Source organism: Xanthomonas sp. D-109 (assembly GCF_017746095.1).
Lineage (GTDB): Bacteria > Pseudomonadota > Gammaproteobacteria > Xanthomonadales > Xanthomonadaceae > Xanthomonas_A > Xanthomonas_A sacchari.
In genome coordinates this window covers 210,422-232,518 of sequence record NZ_JAGHWV010000008.1, presented here as the reverse complement: position 1 = coordinate 232,518, position 22,097 = coordinate 210,422, and the positions used below count along the sequence as shown (strand labels likewise).

At 65.2% G+C, this 22,097-nt stretch carries 22 protein-coding genes; 9 read left to right on the top strand and 13 right to left on the bottom strand.

Translation table 11 applies throughout. The features are described 5' to 3' along the window. The first annotated feature begins 107 nt into the window (after positions 1-107). The 4 genes from J7357_RS09195 to J7357_RS09180 all read left to right on the top strand — a co-directional run bounded on the left by J7357_RS09195 (position 108) and on the right by J7357_RS09180 (position 3,919). On the top strand, positions 108-965 hold the full coding sequence (locus J7357_RS09195) for a glycosyltransferase family 2 protein (RefSeq protein ID WP_209245883.1): 858 nt from the start codon (positions 108-110) through the stop codon (positions 963-965). Positions 966-987: 22 nt separating this feature from the next. Then, entirely contained in the window at positions 988-1,776 is a 789-nt protein-coding gene (locus J7357_RS09190; protein WP_209245882.1) for a class I SAM-dependent methyltransferase, read from the top strand. After that, on the top strand, positions 1,773-2,723 hold the full coding sequence (locus J7357_RS09185; RefSeq protein WP_209245881.1) for a lysylphosphatidylglycerol synthase transmembrane domain-containing protein: 951 nt from the start codon (positions 1,773-1,775) through the stop codon (positions 2,721-2,723). Before J7357_RS09190 ends, J7357_RS09185 begins: the two co-directional genes overlap by 4 nt. Before the next feature lie 152 nt (positions 2,724-2,875). After that, positions 2,876-3,919 carry a glycosyltransferase gene (locus J7357_RS09180; protein WP_244667406.1) on the top strand — a complete coding sequence of 348 codons (1,044 nt, stop codon included), beginning with the start codon at positions 2,876-2,878 and terminating at the stop codon, positions 3,917-3,919. Between the two features lie 20 nt (positions 3,920-3,939). Here J7357_RS09180 and J7357_RS09175 read toward each other — a convergent pair whose 3' ends face one another. From J7357_RS09175 to J7357_RS09165, 3 genes are all read right to left on the bottom strand, one after another. Next, positions 3,940-5,787, bottom strand: a complete 1,848-nt coding sequence (locus J7357_RS09175) for a hypothetical protein (protein WP_343237402.1) — start codon at positions 5,785-5,787, stop codon at positions 3,940-3,942. Between the two features lie 51 nt (positions 5,788-5,838). Continuing rightward, positions 5,839-6,261, bottom strand: a complete 423-nt coding sequence (locus J7357_RS09170) for a pilin (RefSeq protein WP_209245879.1) — start codon at positions 6,259-6,261, stop codon at positions 5,839-5,841. Positions 6,262-6,354: 93 nt separating this feature from the next. Continuing rightward, positions 6,355-6,747 carry a pilin gene (locus J7357_RS09165; protein ID WP_209245878.1) on the bottom strand — a complete coding sequence of 131 codons (393 nt, stop codon included), beginning with the start codon at positions 6,745-6,747 and terminating at the stop codon, positions 6,355-6,357. A 374-nt stretch (positions 6,748-7,121) separates the two neighbouring features. Between J7357_RS09165 and J7357_RS09160 the strand changes: the two genes are divergently transcribed. From J7357_RS09160 to coaE, 3 genes are read left to right on the top strand one after another with little or no spacing between them, the layout of a single operon-like run. Further along, positions 7,122-8,381, top strand: coding sequence for a type II secretion system F family protein (locus J7357_RS09160; RefSeq protein WP_209245877.1), 1,260 nt, complete (start codon positions 7,122-7,124; stop codon positions 8,379-8,381). A 6-nt stretch (positions 8,382-8,387) separates the two neighbouring features. Then, entirely contained in the window at positions 8,388-9,251 is an 864-nt protein-coding gene (locus tag J7357_RS09155) for an A24 family peptidase (protein ID WP_010342233.1), read from the top strand. A gap of 13 nt (positions 9,252-9,264) precedes the next feature. Further along, entirely contained in the window at positions 9,265-9,888 is a 624-nt protein-coding gene (gene coaE / locus J7357_RS09150; RefSeq protein WP_209245876.1) for a dephospho-CoA kinase, read from the top strand. A 137-nt stretch (positions 9,889-10,025) separates the two neighbouring features. On the opposite strand, the gene J7357_RS09145 is transcribed toward coaE, so the two are convergent. Beyond that, a complete protein-coding gene (locus J7357_RS09145) occupies positions 10,026-10,433 on the bottom strand; it encodes an RNA-binding S4 domain-containing protein (protein ID WP_209245875.1) in 408 nt (135 codons plus the stop codon). 503 nt (positions 10,434-10,936) lie between these two features. On the opposite strand from J7357_RS09145, the gene J7357_RS09140 reads away from it, so the two are divergent. Continuing rightward, on the top strand, positions 10,937-12,397 hold the full coding sequence (locus J7357_RS09140) for an MATE family efflux transporter (protein ID WP_209245874.1): 1,461 nt from the start codon (positions 10,937-10,939) through the stop codon (positions 12,395-12,397). A 253-nt stretch (positions 12,398-12,650) separates the two neighbouring features. On the opposite strand, the gene rplS is transcribed toward J7357_RS09140, so the two are convergent. The 8 genes from rplS to ffh form a co-directional block, all read right to left on the bottom strand. After that, complete coding sequence (rplS, locus tag J7357_RS09135) at positions 12,651-13,067, bottom strand: 50S ribosomal protein L19 (RefSeq protein WP_010342237.1); 417 nt, start codon at positions 13,065-13,067, stop codon at positions 12,651-12,653. Positions 13,068-13,198: 131 nt separating this feature from the next. Further along, positions 13,199-13,981, bottom strand: a complete 783-nt coding sequence (trmD, locus tag J7357_RS09130; protein ID WP_209245873.1) for a tRNA (guanosine(37)-N1)-methyltransferase TrmD — start codon at positions 13,979-13,981, stop codon at positions 13,199-13,201. An 80-nt stretch (positions 13,982-14,061) separates the two neighbouring features. Beyond that, positions 14,062-14,574 (bottom strand): ribosome maturation factor RimM, encoded by a 513-nt coding sequence (rimM, locus tag J7357_RS09125; RefSeq protein WP_209245872.1) that lies wholly within the window; start codon positions 14,572-14,574, stop codon positions 14,062-14,064. A gap of 43 nt (positions 14,575-14,617) precedes the next feature. After that, positions 14,618-14,878, bottom strand: coding sequence for a 30S ribosomal protein S16 (rpsP, locus tag J7357_RS09120; RefSeq protein ID WP_010342240.1), 261 nt, complete (start codon positions 14,876-14,878; stop codon positions 14,618-14,620). A 175-nt stretch (positions 14,879-15,053) separates the two neighbouring features. Then, a complete protein-coding gene (locus J7357_RS09115; protein ID WP_209245871.1) occupies positions 15,054-15,854 on the bottom strand; it encodes an aminotransferase class IV family protein in 801 nt (266 codons plus the stop codon). Next, complete coding sequence (locus J7357_RS09110; protein WP_209245975.1) at positions 15,851-16,915, bottom strand: nitronate monooxygenase; 1,065 nt, start codon at positions 16,913-16,915, stop codon at positions 15,851-15,853. Before J7357_RS09110 ends, J7357_RS09115 begins: the two co-directional genes overlap by 4 nt. 79 nt (positions 16,916-16,994) lie before the next feature. Continuing rightward, positions 16,995-18,269, bottom strand: a complete 1,275-nt coding sequence (locus tag J7357_RS09105) for a hypothetical protein (protein WP_209245870.1) — start codon at positions 18,267-18,269, stop codon at positions 16,995-16,997. 22 nt (positions 18,270-18,291) lie between these two features. Then, a complete protein-coding gene (ffh, locus tag J7357_RS09100) occupies positions 18,292-19,671 on the bottom strand; it encodes a signal recognition particle protein (protein WP_010342245.1) in 1,380 nt (459 codons plus the stop codon). A gap of 106 nt (positions 19,672-19,777) precedes the next feature. On the opposite strand from ffh, the gene ccsA reads away from it, so the two are divergent. Beyond that, positions 19,778-20,572, top strand: a complete 795-nt coding sequence (ccsA, locus tag J7357_RS09095) for a cytochrome c biogenesis protein CcsA (RefSeq protein ID WP_209245869.1) — start codon at positions 19,778-19,780, stop codon at positions 20,570-20,572. A gap of 96 nt (positions 20,573-20,668) precedes the next feature. Here ccsA and J7357_RS09090 read toward each other — a convergent pair whose 3' ends face one another. Further along, entirely contained in the window at positions 20,669-21,733 is a 1,065-nt protein-coding gene (locus J7357_RS09090) for an aldose epimerase family protein (protein ID WP_209245868.1), read from the bottom strand. Between the last annotated feature and the right edge of the window lie 364 nt (positions 21,734-22,097).

Here is a 22,097-nt window from a genome sequence, read left to right as displayed (position 1 = left end):
CAAAGATACTGCATATCCGGCAAGATGCATCTGATGCCACCTCTTCACCGTCATGAATCCTGCGGCGACTAGGGCTAACATATCGAGCGGGGAAAGGGGAACGATCAGTGGACAGAATCAGCATTATTCTCCCGGCCAAGAACGAGGTCGCGGGACTGGCGCGCACGTTGCCAAAGCTGCGCGACTGCCTACCGGAAGCGGAGGTCATCGTCGTCGACGACGGCTCCACCGATGCGACGGCCCAAGTCGCGCGCGAGCATGGGGCACGCGTGCTTGGCAGCCCTTACTCCATGGGCAATGGTGCCGCGATCAAGCGAGGCGCGCGCGCGGCTACCGGCGACATCCTGGTATTCATGGATGCGGATGGACAGCACGACCCCCAAGACATCCCCAAACTTCTGGCGATGCTCGATGTGGGTTACGACATGGTCGTTGGGGCACGTGACCGTAGCGGCCAGGCGAGCATTCACCGCGGCTTCGCCAACCGCTTCTACAACTGGCTCGCGAGCCGCATGACGGGCTTCCATGTCAAGGATCTCACCTCGGGCTTTCGCGCCGTCCGCGCGGAAAGATTTCGAGAGTTCTTGCATCTGCTTCCCAATGGCTTCAGCTACCCCACCACAAGCACCATGGCCTTCTTCAGAAGCGCCTATCCCGTTGCGTATGTGCCTATCCCAGTCGCAAAACGTGTAGGGACCGCGAGCCATATCAGGCCCTTGAAAGACGGCATCCGGTTCCTGCTCATTATTTTCAAGATCGCAACGTTGTACTCGCCCCTGAAGTTATTCGTTCCGGTTTCCATTGCTTTCTTCGTCACTGGACTGGCCTACTACGGCTACACATTCGCGACGATGCATCGTTTTACCAACATGAGCGCGCTGCTTTTCAGCGCTGCAGTCATCGTTTTTCTGATCGGACTGATCTCAGAACAAATCACCAATCTGACCTATCGTCGCGATCATTGATGTTCCTCCTAAAGCAGAAGCCATGATTTACTCGACATCGCTGGGCATCTTTGCCCCCGAAGCAGGATGGACGCCACCCATCCGTTACCTGCTGCGGAGAGCGAGAGTGCTTGAGATCGCTAAGCGCCTGCCACGAGGACATCTGCTGGAGGTGGGATGCGGCGCCGGCGCACTGCTGTGCGACTTCGATCGAATCGGGTTTCAGACCACTGGTCTGGAGAGCTCCGAATCCGCACTTGCAGTGGCACGAACGATTGCGGCACTCGATCAGGAACGACACACCATAGAAGAAAGCGCTGGCGATAGCTGGGCCGAAAAATTCGCTGTCGTATGCGCTTTCGATGTACTTGAGCATATCGAGCACGATGGTGCAGCCCTGGAAGAATGGAAAGGCTGGCTCGCGCCGGGTGGCACCATGGTGCTGTCTGTGCCAGCGCACCCGCAGCGCTGGGGTGCAGGCGATGAATGGGCCGGCCATTGGCGCAGGTATGATCGCGACAGCCTCGCGCGCCTGCTCGAATCGCAGCAATTGGACTGCGTGCATTTCGAGTGCTACGGCTTCCCCGTCGCGAACCTGACTGAATGGATTGGGGAATTCAGTTATCGGAGAATGATTGAGGAGCGTGGTGACCTGTCAAAGCTGGCCGCAACGCATGCCAGCGGCATCGATCGGCGAGACTATTCTCGCCTGGCCACGCTGATCTCGTCATTGCCAGGCCGCCTGGGCTTGCGCACGGCAATGGCGATGCAATCGCTTGCGCGCAACACGGACTGGGGCAGCGGCTACCTGATCGCCGCTAGGAAACGATGAACTCCCTTTGGCGCTGGGCATCCAGGCTGCTCGCGGCGGCACTGACGTTTTATGTCCTGTGGTTTGCTGCGACGCATCTTGGCATCCAGGAAATCCGCCGCGCGCTGTCGAACCGGGAAGTGATGTTTGCCACCCTAGCCGCTGCCCTCTGCTACTGTCTGATCTACCCACTGACAGGCTTTGCCTGGAAGCAGCTACTCATAAGACAGGGCCAGGTGTATTCGGCAATTCTGCTCACAAGCATCATCGGCCTAACCCAACTAGCCAAGTACATTCCAGGCAATATTGCTCAACATGTGTCTCGTGCCGCGCTATCCATGAAGCAAGGCATCACCGCGAAAGTCTACGTCATCACCGCCGGTCAGGAAGCACTCCTCACCGTCGCCGCAAGCCTCTGCGTGGGCACAGCCGCACTGGCACTATCGCCGAACGGGGCGCAAGCGCTCGTCTCACACGGGCACGCCAAGACCCTCTATGCCCTGTCTTTTGCCGCTTTTGCGGGCGCCGGTCTGCTCTGCCTCGACTTCTCCGCAGCATCACTCGAACGAAGCAAGCTATGGATATTGAGAATCCTTGGACGAGCCGGTGGCTTGCCAGGACCAAAGATCGCATTGACTGCCCTCTTAGCCTATATGGCCAACTTTCTGGCCGTTGGAACCGGAATATGGTTGCTGTCCGGGAGCCTTGGAGCAGATGTTGACCTTGCCATGGCGATTGCGGCCTTCGCGCTTTCCTGGACACTTGGCTTCCTTGCTCCGGGCGCACCAGCAGGATTGGGCGCACGTGAAGGCATCATGCTGCTCATCCTTGAAAACCAGCACAATCAGGAAAAGATCCTGCTGCTCGTACTCCTGACCAGAGGTGCCAGTGTTCTGGGAGATATTCTTGTCTTCCTGCTGTCACTAGTGACGACTCGTTTTGTGCACGAAGAGAACCGAATCCAGTGACCCCTCTTCCGCCATCGAGCGAAAACAATACATCGCCCGGCACCCGCGACCGCCCCCGGAGGCTGATCGTTGGTGGAGCCGCACTTCGCGGCAACGGCTATCCCAATGCATGGAACACCCTGCGCATTCTTCGAAACGCGGACATAGAGGTCATGGATCTCTGCTACTGGCTTCCGGAAGAGTTCCATCTTTGGAAACTGACGAAACTTCCCCGCTGGCAAGCGGCTGTCGCCTTAAGCAGACTAGCAGTTCGGAACGCGAAATCTGCTCTCAAGATACTAGTACACACTCGACGCAATGACTTGGTCTACATCCCTTACCCGGGCGCGCTTTTACTCTGGTTACTATCTTGGGTTCCTCGAGGTCTAAGGCCGCGATGCATATGTGATGCATACATCACGATCTGGGATACGATCTATCAGGATCGGGGGCTAGGCGGGACACGTGGAGGATGGCTGTCGAACCTGGTACTAAGGTTCGAATCACGCGCTTTGAAATGCGCCGACGGATTGATCGTCGACACCAGTAAAAACGCCGACCACGTCGCCGCAACATTCAACGTAGAGCGCCACCGCATACACGCCCTGCCGCTCGCCATGCCCGAAGACATAACTACAGACATGGGAATGGTCCACAGTCGGCGAAAAGATGCCCCCATTCGGGTGCTATTTTTTGGAACCTTCGTTCCCTTGCAAGGCACGACAAAAATCGCGCAGGCAATCGAGCTACTACGCGATCGCACCAATCTCGAATTCCTGCTTATTGGAGATGGGCAAGCGGCAGAAGCAGCAGAAACTTATCTAACGAACCATCCCCGGGTGAAATGGCTACGCACCTGGATGGCACTCCATGATATCAAACGACATATCGTTGAGTCAGACATCTGCCTAGGCGTCTTCGGCGGACGCGACAAGGCAGCCCGCGTACTGCCTTTGAAGATATATATTGCACTTGCCGCTGGCAAGCCTATCGTGACGCAGGAGTTTTATAGCCTTCCCGAAGGCTGCCCCCCCATCCCAGCCCACACTGTCCATGCAACAGCCGTGGACATTGCGAATGGAATCTTATCGCTAGCCGAGCATTCCCAACTTCGATCGGAATTGGGCAAAAAAGCGCGATCCTATTACATCCAGCATCTAGGAGAGGCAAGCATCACATCAAGCTGGAAAGATATCCTCAGCACCATGGAAGCTTAGAAATCAACTCCCGGCAATTCCTAACGACCAACTGATATGTTCCCTGCAGGTTGAGCCGACAGGACGCATGGAGCCAAAGCTTTGGCCTCGCCAATTCGCCCTTGCTTGACCAGCGAAGAAGTCAAACGCAATCCATAGCCAGGATCGTCTTTTTTCAACTTTATCGCAACACAGTACTCACGAGCGGCCAAATCAAAATCGCGCAACACCCTTCCGGCATAATCTGCATACAGGATGTGCGCCTCAAAAGAATTTGGCTGGCGCGCGACATATGTCTCGCTGATCTCTTTTAATTTGTCGTCAGGTATTTCCACACCATCCATGCGCTCACTTTGCAGCGTATAGAAAGCACTAAATGCCTGAGGACTCAGGGCCTGATGCTTGAACTTCCCTATCATACGAACCCACCATTCCGATTCCACCGGCTGCCCGAGCTTTATCTTGGTCACAATGATTGCCTGCTCCGGAAGCGGAGACGAACGAGGCAACATCGCCGCTCTTTCCAATTCAGCCATTGCCAACATGTAGGAAGGCGAATTAACGTCCCCTCCCGACTTCTGCAAGTAGATAGTTGCCAACTCATACGCAGCGCGGGCGGAATTTTTGTTGTCGATAGTGGCTGAGTTGGCGAAGAGCTCGGGATTCCCCCAGGTAGCGCTACGCAAAACAGATGCGAAGCCAAAACCGATCAACAAGGCCACGACCAGCGTAGACGCCACCAAACGCTGTCCGGATTCGACTCCCCATCGCACAAAAGATGCGATCACCAGAAGCGGAGAAAGCAGCGCAAAGTAATTGCGATGTTCGAAAACCAGCTCTAAGGGAAGCGGCCCGCTAGTGATTGCATGTGATGCAAAGAAGAAAAGAATGGCAAGAGATATGAGCGGAAAGCGTTTGCGCGTCAAAACAGCCAAAGCAACAAGACATGCCAACAGCGCCAGACCCGCAAGCGTGGTCCATGGGGCAAGCAATCCTTGGGATGGCAAAAAGTCATCGTGATAGAAGCTCAAATTACTTGGCGATGGCCAGATCACCCAGTAAAGATACATAGGCAGGACGCGGAATTGACTGATTACACGCTCCCACATCCCGAAGTCACGCACAATAAATTGATCTGCGGCGCGCGACGACACAAACCATGCAAATGCCGATACGCCAACAAAAAAAACAATTGCATAGCTCAACTTGAGAAAAGAGGAAGCAGCGCTGCGACCCGCCTTAAAACGCAATAGCACCACTTCCAATACCAACGTATAGAGCGGCAACTGCACTGCATTTTCTTTGAACAACAGCCCGAGCAAGCAAGCCAAGCCACTTATCACAAACAGCGGCCAAGATCGCTCCCCAAGGATCTGCTTATTTCTGGCATGAACGTATGCAAGAAGGGATAGAAAAGTAAACGTATATCCCAGCAGCTCCATACGCTGCACGACGTAGAGCACCGCCGATACTTGGAGAGGGTGCAATCCCCAAGCCAAGGCAATCACAAGAGAATACCGATCCCTGGATTTTTCCTGGAGAGAAGGCCAAGCCAATTGAAGCAAGCTACGCAGCAAGTAGCTCAACAGCACGATGTTGATGAAATGAATAGCAAGGTTCCCGACCTTGAAGGCCGACGCGTCCATTCCGTGCAACCAGTAGCTTAACGCCAGACTCAGCGTCGCAACAGGCCGACCATAGGGACCGCCATAAGCCTTGCATGCCGCGACGAGACCCTCAATCGTCAAGTGATCAAGATGAATCTGCGGATTCGAAACGACCGCTTGATAATCGTCGAACAGAAAACCACCGCCGACCCCCGGAATGAAGACGGCACAGGCCACCATCGCGGCACACAAAGCGCACAAGAAGAAAAAGCGCGACTTCACTCGGCATGACCTCGATACGAAGAAACGTCAGACACAACCCTGCGCCACGAACTAGATGACCTTACATCCGACGGGTGCATATCGTGCATCGACGGTCGTGCTGCAGCTCCACACATCATCGTTAGCCAGATCCCATCTAATGACCTCACCGTCCACCCCACTGGAACCGACCATGCTGCAGGAAATCGCAGGCATGGCGGAACCGCCCGACGGAGCGTACACGCTAATTTGGCTACAACGCACGGTAGAGGTATGCACCCCTAGCCGATCGTTGGTGTAACTCGAATCTCCCGCCCCCTGACTAATGAGCGTCTCGTAGCCCACCTTGCCAATGGTGATTTCATCCAGCGCGCTCGCCACTTGCGCACGCGCCACATACCCTTGGTAAAGCGGAAGCGCAATCGCGGCCAGGATGGCAACGATTGCGACCACTATCATAAGCTCCACCAAGGAGAAGCCACGCTGTTTCTTCATGGAATGGTTGCTCCAGAAGATTCGAAATCCAATTTCGACCCAAGAAAAACCCCGCATAGAGCGGGGCTTTTCCATCAACTGTGCCTAATATTATTAGGTGCAACCAGTCGGCTTGTACTTCGCGTCCAGGGCACCGCCGCTGCAGGTCCACGTACCGCTGTCTGCACGGGTCAGGGTGATGATCTTGCCCTGGATCTTGCTCGCGTTACCCTTCAGGCTGCAGGCAATGGTGGTATTGGTCACAGTGATGGCGCAACGCGACGTGCTGGCCTGCAAGCCAATCTGAGTCGGCGAGGAAAGGGTGCTGCCGTCGTTCTTCTTGACTTCGAACTGCGTCTTGCCCGGAGTGATTTCGGCCAGACCAGCGGTGGCCTGCGACTTGGCCACGTAGTCCTGGTACATCGGCAGCGCGATGGCCGCCAGGATGGCGATGATCGCAACCACGATCATCAGTTCGATCAGGGTAAAGCCCTGCTGTTTCTTCATAACATGCCCCTAGAGATGGAATGTGAAGTGGTGTGGTGATGTAGGCACTCGCCCGCGGATCTACTCCCCGAGCGCCGCGGCGAAGCGCCACGTGCGAGGTGATACAAGCAGAATGCGTGCCAACTTCCCACGCTATCCGGCTTCATGCCTCGTGGCGCATCATGCCCTATCAGGCGCGGCAAGAGGCAGATAAATCGGCAATTTGCGACAGAATGGACCCTCTGCCAAATTTCGGCAGAAAGTGACGCCGAGGGTCACATCAATGGACGAAGGATCGTGCAAACGCAGCGGGCCTCCGGGTGCCAGACGCCAAGGAAACCGATACCATGCTCTGCATGTCCGCCCGGGGATGGCCGGACGGGGGAGACCACCTGATGTCCGCAACTCGTAGCGCAGTCAAGAAAGAGCCGGTCGCGCGCAATACCAGTCAGCAGATGCCCTTCGTCTGGGAGGGGACCGACAAGCGCGGCGTCAAGATGAAGGGCGAGCAGACCGCCAAGAACGCTAATCTGTTGCGCGCAGAACTGCGCCGCCAGGGCATCACGCCATCGGTCGTCAAACCCAAACCCAAACCGCTGTTCGGCGCGGCGGGCAAAAAGATCACCCCAAAGGACATCGCTTTCTTCAGCCGCCAGATGGCGACGATGATGAAGTCGGGCGTCCCGATCGTGGGCGCACTGGAAATCATCGCCAGCGGGCACAAGAACCCGCGGATGAAGAAGATGGTCGATCAGATCCGCACCGATATCGAGGGCGGCTCCTCGCTCTATGAAGCGGTCAGCAAGCATCCCGTTCAGTTCGACGAGTTGTACCGCAATCTGGTCAAGGCCGGCGAAGGCGCCGGCGTGCTCGAGACGGTGCTGGAGACGGTCGCCACCTACAAGGAAAACATCGAGGCACTGAAGGGCAAGATCAAGAAGGCCTTGTTCTATCCAGCCATGGTGATGGCTGTGGCGCTGATCGTGAGCTCCATCCTGCTGGTCTGGGTGGTGCCGCAGTTCGAGGACGTGTTCAAGGGTTTCGGCGCAGAGCTTCCCGCCTTCACTCAGATGATCGTGGAAGCCTCGCGCTTCATGGTGTCCTATTGGCTAGTCATGCTGATTGGGCTGATCGGCAGCATCGGCGGCTTCATCTTCGCCTACAAACGCTCGCCTGCGATGCAGCATGGAATGGATCGGTTGGTGCTCAAGGTGCCAATCATCGGTCAGATCATGCACAACAGTTCAGTGGCGCGCTTCTCGCGTACGTTGGGGGTCACCTTCCGTGCCGGCGTACCGCTGGTGGAAGCGCTGGACATCGTCGCCGGCGCCACCGGCAACAGCGTCTATGAGACTGCCGTACTGCGCATGCGCGACGACGTGGCGGTCGGCTACCCGGTCAATGTGGCGATGAAGCAGACGAATCTGTTTCCGCACATGGTCATCCAGATGACCGCCATCGGCGAAGAGGCCGGCGCGCTGGATGCCATGCTGTTCAAGGTGGCCGAGTACTTCGAGCAGGAAGTGAACAACGCGGTCGATGCCTTGAGCAGCCTGATCGAGCCGCTGATCATGGTGTTCATCGGCACCATCGTCGGTGGCATGGTCATCGGCATGTATCTGCCGATCTTCAAGCTGGCCTCCGTCGTTGGATAAGCATTAATGGCATTTCTCGATCAACACCCCGGTCTCGGCTTTCCGGCCGCGGCCGGACTCGGCTTGCTGGTGGGCAGCTTCCTCAATGTGGTGATCCTGCGCATGCCCAAGCGCATGGAGTGGCAGTGGAAGCGCGATTCGCGCGAGATCCTGGAGCTGCCGGACATCTACGATCCGCCGCCGCCCGGCATCGTGGTGGAGCCGTCGCACTGCCCGCACTGCAAGCACAAGCTGGCCTGGTTCGAGAACATTCCGCTGTTCAGTTGGCTGGCGCTGCGCGGAAAGTGCCGCTACTGCCATGCGCCGATCTCGCCGCAGTACCCGCTGGTGGAACTGCTCACCAGCTTGCTGGTGGTCGCCAGCGTGTGGCGCTTCGGCTTCGGCTGGCAGGGCTTCGGCGCGATCGTGTTCAGTTGTTTCCTGGTGGCGCTGTCCGGGATCGACCTGCGCACCCGCCTGCTGCCGGACCAGTTGACCCTGCCACTGATGTGGCTCGGTCTGATCGGCAGCATGGACAACCTGTACATGCCAGCCAAACCTGCCCTGCTCGGCGCGGCGGTCGGCTATTTCTCGCTGTGGTCGGTGTGGTGGCTGTTCAAGCAGATCACCGGCAAGGAAGGCATGGGCCATGGCGATTTCAAGCTGCTGGCCGCGATCGGCGCCTGGTGCGGCCTGAAGGGCATCCTGCCGACCATCCTGATCTCCTCACTGGTCGGTGCGATCCTGGGTTCGTTGTGGCTGGCAGCCAAGGGCCGCGACCGCGCCACGCCGATCCCGTTCGGCCCGTACCTGGCGATCGCCGGCTGGATCACCTTCTTCTGGGGCACGGAGATCGTCGAGACCTACATGCGCTGGTCGGGACTGCGCTGACGGAGCCCACGGCTTGACTGATTTCGTCGTCGGCCTGACCGGAGGCGTGGCCTCCGGCAAGAGCGAACTGAGTCGCCGCTTCGAGGCCAGGGGCATCGTCGTCGCCGATGCCGACCTCGCCGCACGTGCGGTGGTCGCGCACGGGCATCCGGCGCTGGCGCAGATCGTGGCGCGGTTCGGGCCGCAGATCCTGCAGGACGATGGCAACCTGGACCGCGCGGCCTTGCGCCAGCGGATCTTCGAGGACGCGACGGCACGCCGCGACCTGGAAGCGATCACCCACCCCGCCATCCGCCAGTTACTGCAGCAACAGTGCCGCGAAGCCGCAGGACCGTACGCGATCGCGGCCATTCCCCTGCTCACGGAGGTCGGCGCACGCGCCGCCTATCCTTGGCTCGACCGGATCCTGGTGATCGACGCCCCCGAGGCAATGCAGCACGCCCGCCTGATGCAGCGTGACGGCATCACCGCCGACCTGGCGCAGCGCATGCTGGCGGCGCAGGCCACCCGCGCCGCACGCCTGGCCATTGCCGACGACGTGGTGGTCAACGACGGCGCCGCAGCGGATTTGCAGGCGTCGGTGGAGCGGCTGGATCGGGAATACCGGGCATTGGCGGCGGCAAAAGCCTCCTCGTAGGAGCCGCTTCAGCTGCGACTCCGGCATACCGGACGCGTCGCCACTGCCATCGACGCGCGCGGCTTACAGGCCGCAGCCCGCCTTCTGACCAAGATCAGCGCAACGCCGCCCGGCCAAGCACGGCGACGCAGGTTCGGCTACAGCGCGTCCAGATCACCCAACGCGCGGATCAACCGCCGCGCGCGCTTGTCCGGCTTGCCCTCGGGTGCCTGGTAGCCGTTGCGCTCGGCGCTGCGCTGCGCGCGCAACTGGGCGCGGCGCTCGCGCGACGCCTCGCTTTCCTGGTACAGCGCCTGCGCCACGCTGGCAGGACCGCGCGTATCGCTCAGCCCCAGCACCTGGATCTCGAACAGCTCGTCGCCACGCTGCACCCGCACCTGCTCGCCCACGCGCACCGCGCGCGATGACTTGGGCCGCTGCCCGGCCACGTCCACCTTGCCTGTTTCCACGGCCTGCTTGGCCAGGCTGCGGGTCTTGAAGAAGCGCGCGGCCCATAGCCAGACATCCAGGCGCACCGAGGCAGCTTGCACGACAGATTCATTCATTGCGTTGCTCGACATCACTCGCGTTGGGGTTGCAGGCACGCCGGATCGGACACCATGGCACCGGCAGAGTGAATGGGCGGCGCGCACGTCTTTCCGCACAGATGGCGATGCGATCGCACCAATGCAAGCACCGCGCCCACAGGGATACGCCCCTTCAGGATGAATGCGTTGGCAGGTAGCGCGCGAACTCGAGGCAGGCGCACCGTGGGTGTGGCTCACCCAGGTTTACTGTCCCAGGCTGGCGCTGGCTTTGCTCCACACCCACACCAGGCGCATGACGCGACCCATGCCGAACGCGCGCCCATCCTCGGCGCAAGCGCACTACCGCGACTCGGGCAGGACCGGCCGCCACGCGTGACGGCCCACGCCACCCGCCGTGGGGCGGCGCAGGCCAGCCCCACAGCCCCTCTGCTGCACGAACGCTACAGATCCCGGTCCGCCCATCGCCCTGCCGACATCCGTCGGTGCTAGTGTGGCCGGCTCACGCTCGATCCCGACCCGCGATGACCAAGCCTGCCGCGCTCACCGAAGGCCCGATCGGCCGCCAGTTGCTGCTGTTCTCGTTGCCGATCCTCGCCGGCAACATCGCGCAGTCGCTCAACGGGTCGGTCAATGCCGTGTGGATCGGCCGCTATCTCGGCGAAGCGGCGCTCACTGCCGCGGCCAACGCCAACAGCATCATGTTCTTCCTGATCGGTTCGGTGTTCGGCATTGGCATGGCCGCCACCATCCTGATCGGCCAGGCGATGGGCCGCGGCGACGTGGCCCAGGCGCGGCGGGTGATGGGCACCAGCGCCACCTTCTTCATCGGCATCTCGGTGCTGATCGCCGCCGGCGGCTGGTGGCTGGCGCGGCACCTGCTGGCGGCGATGGGCACGCCGGCGGCGTCGCTGCCGCTGGCCGAGGCTTACCTGCGGGTGATCTTCCTGGCGATGCCGCTGCTCTACACCTTCGCGTTCCTGTCGGCGGCGCTGCGCGGCACCGGCGATTCGCGCACGCCGTTCCGCTTCCTGCTGCTGTCGGTGGCGTTGGACATCGGCTTCAACCCGTTGCTGCTGTTCGGGCTGGGGCCGTTCCCCAAGCTGGGCATCGCCGGTGCGGCCTGGGCCACGCTGATCGCGCAGGCGGTGTCGCTGACCGGGTTGCTGCTGTACCTGCGCCACAAGCGCCACGTGCTGTGGCTGGGCCGCCGCGACGCGCGGCTGTTCCGGCTCGACCTGCCGATCCTGCGCGCGCTGATCGTCAAGGGCGTGCCGATGGGCCTGCAGATGGTGCTGATCTCGCTGGCGATGATCGTGATGATCGCCCTGGTCAACGGCTACGGCACCGACACGTCCGCGGCCTACGGCGCAGCGCTGCAGTTGTGGGCCTATCTGCAGATGCCGGCGATGGCGATCGGTGCGGCCTGCTCGTCGATGGCCGCGCAGAACGTCGGTGCGCAGCGCTGGGACCGCGTCGCGGCGACTGCGCGCAAGGGCGTGCTGTTCAACTTTTTGCTGACCGGCGCACTGATCGCGCCGCTGATCCTGTTCGACCGCTGGACCCTGGCGCTGTTCCTGCCGCCGCACAGCGCGGCGCTGGAGATCGCGCGCCACCTCAACCACATCGCGGTGTGGTCGTTCCTGTTCTTCGGGGTGACCTTCGTGATCTCCGGCGTGGTCCGCGCGACCGGCGCGGTGATCCCGCCGCTGCTGATCCTGGCGCTGTCGCTGTGGGGCATCCGCGTGCCGTTCGCGCAGTTGCTGCAGCCGCAACTGGGCGCCGATGCGGTGTGGTGGAGCTTCCCGACCAGCGCCACCTGCGCGATGCTGGTGTCGCTGGCGTACTACCGCTGGGGCAACTGGCGCACCGCGCGGATGCTGACGCCCGCGCCGCCGGAGACGGTGGCGCATCCGGCGGAAGTGCCGGTGCAGCCGCCGGCGCCGGTCGCCGACGTGGCGGTGGCGCAGGATCCGGCGCGCTGAGTGACCGTCCGCGTATCGCACCATCCTCGCGTAGGATCGGCTTCAGCCGCGACGGCATTCCCCGCAAAGCCATTGCCGCTACGCGCCTGGATCGGCCTTGATCCGGTCGAGCTTGTCGCGGTTGAAGCCGATCCTACAAGGCATCGCGCGCGGCCTTGGCTGACATAACAGGCCGACACAACGGCCGACGCCACAAACGCAAACGGCCGCCCGAAGGCGGCCGTTGCGGCAGCGACCGATTGGTCGCCGGGGATTACTCGGCCTTGGCGGCGGCAGCGGCGGCCTGGCGGGCGACCTTGGCCTGCGCAGCGGCGGCCAGATCTTCCTTGATGCGGGCAGCCTTGCCTTCCAGGCCACGCAGGTAGTACAGCTTGCCGGCGCGGACCTTGCCGCGGCGCTTCACTTCGACCGAGTCGATGGTGGCGCTGTGGGTCTGGAACACGCGCTCGACGCCGTAGCCGTGCGAGATCTTGCGCACGGTGAACGAGGAGTTCAGGCCGGCGTTCTTGGTGCCGATCACCACGCCTTCGTAGGCCTGCACGCGCTCGCGGTTGCCTTCCTTCACCTTGACGTTGACGACGACGGTGTCGCCCTGGTTGAACTCCGGCAGCTTGCGCTGGATCTGGGCGGCTTCGAAGTCGGCCAGGATGGTCTTGTTGAGCTTGCTCATGGTGGGCACCGCTTGTGTCTGGTGAGGTGGTCCGGCAGTCGCCGCACGGCGATTGCGCGATATCGGATGGGCCAAGCACGGAACGCACTGGCCGGAAAGCCGGGCATTTTAACCCAGCCCGGCGGCAATGGCTAGGGCCTGGATGGATTTTCCTGTTCGGCGGCCAACATTGCCTCCCGCTCCTGGCGGAATTCCTGCAGCAGGCGCCGGTCGGCCGCGCTCAGCGCGGCCTCGTCCAGCAGCTCCGGGCGCCGCAGCCAGGTCCGCCCCAGCGCCTGCATGCGCCGCCAGCGGGCGATCGCAGCGTGGTTGCCGGAACGCAGCACCGCGGGCACCTCGCCCAGCGCGTGTTCGCGCGGGTGGGTGTAGTGCGGACAATCGAGCAGGCCGTCCGGGCCCTCGAAACTGTCCTGGGCGGCGGATTCGGCGTCGTTCAGCGCCCCCTCCTGCAGCCGGGTCACCGCATCCACCAGCACCGCCGCGGCCAGTTCGCCGCCGGACAGCACGTAGTCGCCGATCGAGATTTCCTCGTCCACCGCGGCGGCGACGAAGCGCTCGTCCACGCCCTCGTAGCGCCCGCACAGCAGCAGCAGCCGCGGCAACGCGGCCAGTTCGCGGGCCCTGGCCTGGGTCAGTGGCCGCCCCTGCGGGCTCAGGTAGATCAGCGGCGCCGGCTGCGGATCGGCGTCGCGCACCGCCTGCAGGCAGGCCTGCAGCGGCTCGATCATCATCACCATGCCCGGACCGCCCCCGAACGGGCGATCGTCGACCTTGCGGTAGCCGCCGCTGGCGTAGTCGCGCGGGTTCCAGCCGTGCAGGTCCAGCAGCGCGCGCTCCTGCGCACGCCCGACCACGCCGAACCCGGCGCACTGGGCGACGAACTCGGGGAACAGGCTGATGACGTCGATGCGCATGAGGCTGGGAATGGGGAGCCGGGAATGGGGAATGGGGAATGGGAAAGGCAAAAGCAAAAGCGGCCGCATGGCCGCTTCACTCAGAACTCGGGGTCCCAGTCGACCACGACCAGGTTGGCCTCGAAATCCACCGACTTGACGTAGTCCGGCTGCACGAACGGCACCAGCCGTTCGCGGTCGCCGCGCACCACCAGCACGTCGTTGGCGCCGGTGGAGAACAGGTGCGACACCTGCCCCAGCGCCACGCCGTCGACGGTGCGCACGTCCAGGCCTTCCAGGTCCACCCAGTAGTACTCGTCCGGGCGCGGCGGCGGCAGGCTGCTGCGCGCCACGTAGATCTCGGTGCCACGCAGGGCTTCCACGGCGTCGCGGTCGGTGACCTCGGGCAGCGTGGCGATCAGGTACTTGCCGGACTCGCGGCCGCGCACGCCGCTGAGGCTGCTCTCGCTGCCATCGGGCTTGCGCACGATCCAGGGCTGATAACGAAACATGGCGAGGCGCGGCTCGGTCCAGGACTCGAGCTTGGCCTCGCCACGGATGCCGAACGCGCCGAGGACCCGACCGAGCAGGATGCGGCGCTGGCTGTCTTTCATTGGCGCAAACGCAAGGGCCGCGCGCCGGGCGCGGCCCGCGGAATCAGGCCGCGGCGGCCTGGTTCTTGGTGGCTTCCTTGTACAGGTTGCGCACCTTGTCGGTCAGCTGCGCGCCATTGGACACCCAATGGTCGACGCGGGCCAGGTCCAGCACCACGCGCGGCTCGGCGCCCTGGGCGACCGGGTTGTAGTAACCGACGCGTTCGATGTTGCGGCCGTCGCGCGCGCTGCGCACGTCGGTGACGATGATGTGGTAGAAGGGGCGCTTCTTGGCGCCGCCACGGGTGAGGCGGATCTTGACCATGGTGAGTTTCCGGTGTTGCCCAGTCGCCAGGATGGCGCGGTGAACCGACGATTATAGCGGCCGGCTCCGGCTCTGCCAAGTCTGGGCCGTGGCCTGCGGCCGCGGGATTGGGGATTCGAGATTTGGGGATTCGCCAGGAGCGGCAGCCATGCCGCGATGGCCGTCCACGGAGTGCTCAGATCGCCTGCCAGGGCTGGGTGTGCAACGCGGCCTCCAGCATGGCCAATAGATCCGCGGCCGGACGCAGCGCGCGCCCGTCCACCGCCGCCACCGGCTGCTGGCCGCGGGCGTTGCAGGTGAAGGCGGCCACGTCGGGCCCAAGTTCCTGGAGCGACAGCGACCGCACTCCTTGCGCCACACCCAACTCCTCCAGGCCCGCCTGCAGCAGCCGCTGCTGGGTGCCATGCAGCGCCGGGGCCTGCGGCCAGTGCAGGCAGGCTCCGTCCCACAGCGCCAGGTTCCAGGTCGGGCCCTCGGCCACCTGCCCCTGCGCGTCGACGAACAGCGCGTCGTCGCTGCCGGCCTGCTGCGCCAGGCGGCGCTGGTGGAAGGCGGCGAAGGTGCCGACATGCTTGATGTGTGGCGTCTCGCGGGCAAATACGCTACTGCGCAGCCGCAGCGGCGCCGCCTCGGCCCGTGTCGGCGGCGTCAGCGACACCAGCAGTTCCACGGCGCAGTCGGCGTCGGCCCGGCGCAGCGTGAATGCGGGCGAGAACACGGTGACGCGCAGCGAGGCGTCGCCAGTGCCGAAGGCGGCCAGCGCCGCGCGTAGCTCGTCGCGCACGCGCTCATGCGGCAAGGCACTCCCGAACAGCGCCGCGTTGGCCTGCTGCAACCGCTGCAGATGCAGGTCGAACCCACGCACGGCGCCACTGCGCACCTGCATGGTGCTGAAATGCCCGTAGTTCACCAGCGCGACCGCGGCCAGCAGCTCGGCGCCGGCAGGCTGCCCGTGGTGGAAGACCTGCGCGCTCACAGCAGGGCCTGCGCCTGCGTCCACCAGCGCGCGACCAATGTCGCGGCGGGCTCGGCCGGCGCCATCCATGCCGACTGCCCGGCCCAGGCCTGCATCGCCGCCAGGCGGTCGGCGCGCTGCGCGGCCTGGCGCATCGGTGCGGTGAGCCCGCGCTGCACCGGGTACGGCCGCGGCGGCGGCGCGTCCGGCGCGGCGGCGGCGCGCACGTAGTCGGTGACCAACGCCCGGCCCAGGCGGCCGGAAAAGGCGCGGGTCAGCGTGGTCTGTTCGGGTTCGGCCCTGGCCAGCGCGTCGGCCCAGGCCGGTGCCAGCGCCGCCTCCGGGCTGCGCAGCAGGGCGGTGCCGATCTGCACCGCGCTCGCGCCCAGGGTCAGCGCGGCGGCGATGCCGCGGCCGTCGCCGATGCCGCCGGCGGCGATCACCGGGATCCGCAGATGGTCGGCCAGCCGTGGCAGCAGCGCGAACAGCCCGGTCAGTTGCCGCTCGGCGCTGGCGGGCTCGAAGGCGCCGCGGTGGCCACCGGCCTCGGCCCCCTGCGCGACCACCGCATCGGCGCCGGCGGCCTGCGCGGCCAGCGCCTCGTCCAGGGTGGTGACGCAGGCGAACCAGGCGATCTCCGCCTGCTGCAGGCGTTGCACCTGGTCCGGGCGGAACAGGCCCATGATCGACGAGGCCACCGCCGGCCGCGCCGCCCGCAAGGCCTCGAACTGGGCGTCGAAGTCGGCCGGCGCCGCGTCGCCGGCCGCCGCCTCGACCGGCGGCCCCCACGCAGCGAGAAAGGCGCGCACCTCGGCCTCGGCGGCGGCATCGCGCGCAGGCGGCGGATCCGGCACCCACAGGTTGACCTGCGCCGGCCCGCCGCCGGCGGCGCGGAATGCGCCCATCCACGCCCCGATGTCCTGCGGCGCGGACAGCACCGCGCCCATCGCGCCCATGCCGCCGGCCGCGGCGACCGCGGCCGACAGCGGCACCGGGCAGGCGCCGGCCATCGGGCTGAGCAGGATCGGCAGGCGCAGGCCGAAGCGCTGCCGAAAGGCCTCCACGCGCGCCAGGCGCTCCATCATGCGTGCTCCGCGATTCCAGGAATCGCCATGTTAGCCGTGCTGCCTCCGAGCCGCCGTACCACCGACGCGGCGACGCTCACGGCACCGGCACCGGCAGACATTGCCGGCCCCGATCGCCGACCCACACCTGTTGCAGGGAAAAAGCGCGCAGCCGCGCCGGGCGCTGCACGAAGGCGCCCCACAGCCGCAGATCGACCAACGTCTCCACAGCACGATCGCGCCACGACGCCGGGCCGGACAACCACAACTCCAGGCAATACAGCCCGTCGACCGGACAGACCACCTCCACGCATGTCGGCGCAGTCGCGGACGAATGCAAGGCCGCCAGCTGCGGCCCGTGCAACAGCGCGAACAGCCGCAGTTCGCCGTCGGTCGGACGGGTGCCGCCGGGCACCGGCAGTGGCTGGCCGAAGAGGGCGGATGTCCACACCGCCTCAAGCACCAGGACGTCACCCTGGCTCAGCTGCAGGAAGTGGCGATGCACGATCGCGCCATCCGCTGGATCCGCCACCGCGGCGTCGGATGCTCCAGGCACATCCCAGCTCCGATCGACGCTGGCGAAGAGCAACGCGGCTCCCGCCGGCGCGCGTGCCACGCAACGGAGCGGCAACTGCGCCAGCGGCCATGCATCCAGAGCCGGCGCGTCATCGATGGCGAGGGTGCCGTCGTAGCGCTGCGCATAGACCAAGGGGGCGCCGCGCAGCGGCTGCACCGGCCACGCCAGCCGTTCCGGTTCCGGCACGCGTCGCCACAGCGCCACCGTACCGGGTACATGCAGTTCGGCCTGGCCGATGCCGATCGAGTACACGCCGGTCTGCGCGATCGACACCACGCACTCGACGTCCGCCGCCACGTCCAGCCATTGCGGCTGGGTCGCGCCCGGCGCAAGCACGTCGCAGCGCCATTGTGCGGGGCCGTCGGCAGCAGGATGGAAGGCGAGCACCAGCGCATCGCCGGCGTACAGCACCAGTTCGGAGGTGGTGCAGATGCCCTGGCGCGGGAAGCGCTCCTCCGGGAACGGAACGATGTCCTCGAGATGGCGGCGCCATTGGCGCGGACCGGACTGCCGCGCGCGCAGCGCCGCAGGTGGGATGACCGGCTGCGCTGGCGGCGGCAACCGCGCCGGTGCGGGCGCGGCGCCGGCCTCGCCACTGACGGAGTCCATGGACGCCGCCGCGGCACTGCCGACCGTGCGGCGCGCCATCGCGTGATCGATTGCGGCGGCGACCAGCACCACCAGCACCCAGTACACCAGCGTCGCCGGCAGCACCGCCCAGCCGGAGGTCGCGTGCAGCGCCAGGGCGAGCGCGAGGGCCAGACGCAGCACGCGCGTGCCGGCGGACGCGCTCACCACGCGTGCCGTGGCTGCAGGCTCAGCGGAACGGCAGGCCGCCGCGGCCGCCCATGCCGCCGAGCATGCCCTTCATGCCGCGCATCAGGCCCTTCATGCCGCCGCCGGCCATCTTGCTCATCATCTTTTCCATCTGCTGATACTGCTTCATCAGCTTGTTGACGTCGGCCGGCTGGGTGCCGGAGCCGCGGGCGATGCGCGCGCGGCGCGAGCCGTTGAGCAGGCCCGGGTTGCGCCGCTCCTTCTTGGTCATCGAGCCGATGATGGCGATCATCCGCGGCACGTCCTTGTTGCCGGCGACCTGCTGCTTGAGGTGCTCGGGGATCTGGCCCATGCCCGGCAGCTTGTCCATCAGCCCGGACAGGCCGCCCATGTTCTGCATCTGCTCGAGCTGGTCGCGCATGTCGTTGAGGTCGAACTTCTTGCCCTTGGCGACCTTCTCGGCCAGCTTCTGCGCCTTGTCCTTGTCGACCTGGTGCTCGACCTGCTCGACCAGCGACAGCACGTCGCCCATGTCGAGGATGCGGCTGGCCAGGCGGTCGGGATGGAACACGTCCAGGCCGTCGGGCTTCTCGCCGACGCCGATGAACTTGATCGGCTTGCCGGTGATGTAGCGCACGCTCAGCGCCGCGCCACCGCGGGCGTCGCCGTCGGTCTTGGTCAGCACCACGCCGGTCAGCGGCAGCGCCTCGCTGAACGCCTTGGCGGTGTTGGCCGCGTCCTGGCCGGTCATCGCGTCGACCACGAACAGGGTCTCGACCGGGGCGATCGCCGCGTGCAGCGCCTTGATCTCCTCCATCATCGCCGCGTCGATGGCCAGGCGGCCGGCGGTATCCACCAGCAGCACGTCGACGAAGGACTTGCGCGCGTCGGCGATGGCGGCGCGGACGATGTCCACCGGCTTCTGCGAGGCCTCGGACGGGAAGAACAGCACCCCGACCTGCTCGGCCAGGGTCTTGAGCTGCTCGATCGCGGCCGGGCGGTACACGTCTGCCGACACCACCATCACCTTCTTCTTGCGCTTTTCCTTCAGGTGCTTGGCCAGCTTGCCGACCGTGGTGGTCTTGCCCGCGCCCTGCAGGCCGGCCATCAGCACGATCGCCGGCGCCGGCACGTTGAGGTTGAGGTCGCTGGCGGCCGAGCCCATCACCGCGGTCAGCTCGTCGCGCACGACCTTGATCAGCGCCTGGCCCGGGGTCAGGCTCTTGAGCACTTCCTGGCCGACCGCGCGCACCTTGATGCGCTCGATCAGCGCCTGCACCACCGGCAGGGCGACGTCGGCCTCGAGCAGCGCGATGCGCACTTCGCGGGTGGCTTCGCGGATGTTCTCCTCTGTCAGGCGACCGCGGCCGCGCAGGCGCTGCATGGTGCCGGAGAGGCGTTGGGTGAGGGATTCGAACATGCGGGCGGGTCGCGGACGGGAAACGGCCGTCGATTATAGCCGGGCGCGCCGGCGATCCCCGGCCGCCGCCGTCACGGCGGCCGGCCCGATATGCGAAACTGGCGCGATGCTCATCACCGTCCTTGCCGCCCTGCTGTACCTGACCGCGACCGGCCTGCTGATCGCCGCGGTGGTGCGCGACCGGGTGGACCGCAGCCGGGCCTGGCTGCTGCCGGCGCTGCCGGCGGTGGCGCTGCACGCGGGCTATCACGTGCTGGTCGCCCTGCACACCGCCGGCGGCCCGGACATGCACTTCTTCGCCGCGCTGTCGCTGGTCAGCCTGGGCATGGCGCTGATGACCGCCCTGGTCGGCGCCAGCGGGCGCATGGCCGCGCTGGGCGTGGTGGTGTTCCCGCTGTCGGCGGCGCTGCTGCTGGCCTACCACGGCTACGGCCACGAGCCGGCGCCGGTGCTGGACTGGCGGCTGCAACTGCACGCCTGGCTGGCGCTGCTGGCCTACGCCACCCTGGGCATCGCCGCCCTGCTGGCGGTGATGCTGTGGCTGCAGGAACGCGCGCTGCGACGCCGCGACTTCCATCCCTGGCTGCGCGCGCTGCCGCCGCTGACCGCGCTGGAGACGCTACTGTTCCGCACCATCGTGGTCGGGTTCATCCTGCTGACCCTGACCCTGCTGACCGGGGTGCTGTTCGTGCAGGATTTCCTGGCGCAGCGGCTGGTGCACAAGACCGTGCTCAGCGTGCTGTCGTGGATCGTGTTCGGCGCGCTGCTGTTCGGCCGCTGGCGCTACGGCTGGCGCGGGGTCAAGGCGGTGCACTGGACCCTGGCGGCAATGGTGCTCCTGCTGCTGTCGTTCTTCGGCAGCAAGTTCGTGATCGAGCTGGTGCTGGGGCACGCGCAGTAGCGGCCCCGTCTTCCCGTAGAAGCGGCTTCCGCCGCGACCGGTGATACCGGGAACGGCCCGGTCGCGGCTGAAGCCGCTCCTACAACGTCCCCTACGTCAACCGCCGCCCTGCTCCGCCAGCGCTGCCTCCACCGCCGCCCACTCCGCGCCGCGGCCGACCTCGGCGAACTGGTACACGATGCGGTGCCTGTAGACCTCCCCGGGACGCAGGATGCAATCGGGAAAGCCCGGCTGATTCGGCGCGTCCGGGTAGCCCTGCGGCTCCAGGCAGATGCCGCGGCCCAGCGCCGGATGCTGCCGGTCCAGGCCCTGGCCTTCGTACAGCTGCACGGCCGGCATTGGGCTGGCGATGCGCATGGCCACGCCGCTGTGCGGCGAATACAGCAGCGCGGTGCAATCGTGGCCGTCGGCCAGCACCAGGCAGTGGTCGTAGCCGGCGCTGAGCGACAGCTGTGGATCGGCGGCGATGTCCTTGTCGGCGATGGCACGCGCGTGGCGGAAATCGAACGGCGTGCCGGCCACCGTGGCGACCTCGCCACGCGGCAGCAGCGCGGCGTCGCCCACCGGCAGGTAACGGTCGGCCGGCACCCGCAGCCACTGCGCCGCGGCGGGCACCGCGGCGTCGCCGGCCAGGTTGAAATAGGGATGATGGGTGAGATTGAGCGGGGTCGGCGCATCGGTCTGCGCGACGAACTCGACGCTCAGGCAGCGGCCATCGACGCGGTAGGTCGCCTCCACCGCGACGTTCCCCGGATAGCCTTCCTCGCCCGCCGGCGAGTCGTAGCGCAACTGCAACGTGCGCTCGGTCTGCGCCAGCACCGTCCATACCCGCCGGCCGAAGCCCAGCGCGCCGCCGTGCAGGTGGTTGGCGCCCTCGTTGGCGGTGACCGCGTAGTGCCGGCCATCGACGGTGAAGGCCGAGCCGGCGATGCGGTTGCCGAAGCGGCCGACCAGCACGCCCAGGTAGGCCGGGTCGTGCAGGTAGTCCTGCAGCGTCGGCAGCCCCAGCACCAGGTCGGTCTCGCCATGCGCGCCGTGCAGGCGCAGGCTGCGCAGCAGGCCGCCGTAGGTCAGCACTTCGGCGCGCAGGCCGTCGCCGCTGTCCAGGACCATGCGCTGGATGGCGGTACCGTCGGGAAGATGACCGAAGAGCGAGGACATGCAGGAGCCTGTTCGGTGATGCGCATGCGCGGGGCCCGCAGCATAACCAGCGATGGCGCGGCGCGGCCATCGCTGCGCGAGCAGCGGCCATGCGCTGTGCGATAGCGCGCACACTCGCGGACCGGGCTGCGCGAGGGGCGGTGCCGCGTATTGCAATTCGGATATGGCGGCAGCTCATTCGGACATTGGTCCGCTCTGCGCGTCTCTTTTATGCTCGGGACAGGGGCAACCGGGGACAGGCGCGGAGCGACGCGTGCCGGGGTTGCGCCACCCGAATGCGGCATCGGTTTGGCGCCACGTCGTGGCCGCCTGCCGGCCGTCGCTTCCACGCGACGCTGGCGACAGCGCCGCCCGACTCGACAAG